1 protein-coding gene is annotated in these 393 nt (G+C 65.4%); it reads left to right on the top strand.

Annotation, left to right across the window (positions count from 1 at the left end; genetic code table 11):
* Window positions 1–393, top strand: a 393-nt coding sequence (locus tag ACYP5B_RS44480) for an isochorismatase family protein (protein ID WP_459573836.1), incomplete at both ends; no start/stop codon positions are given.

Genomic DNA, 393 nt, shown 5'->3' with positions numbered 1-393 from the left:
GACGCTGGAACGCACCTCGATGAACTCGTGGGACGACCAGAAGGTGCGCGACGCGCTGGCCGCCAACGGCCGCAAGAAGATCATCGTGGCCGGTCTGTGGACCGAGGTCTGCAACACCACCTTCGCGCTGTCCGCGATGCACGACAGCGACTACGAGATCTACATGGTGGCCGATGCCTCCGGCGGCACCAGCAAGGAAGCGCACGACTACGCCATGCAGCGCATGGTGCAGGCGGGCGTGGTGCCGGTGACCTGGCAGCAAGTGCTGCTCGAATGGCAGCGCGACTGGGCCCACCGCGACACCTACGACGCGGTGATGAAACTGGTCAAGGAACACTCGGGCGCCTACGGCATGGGCGTGGACTACGCCTACACCATGGTGCACAAGGCCGC

The sequence above is a fragment of the Cupriavidus sp. 8B genome, assembly GCF_054589115.1.
The sequence above is the reverse complement of the archived record's forward strand: the minus strand, read 5'-3'. Positions and strand labels throughout refer to the sequence as shown.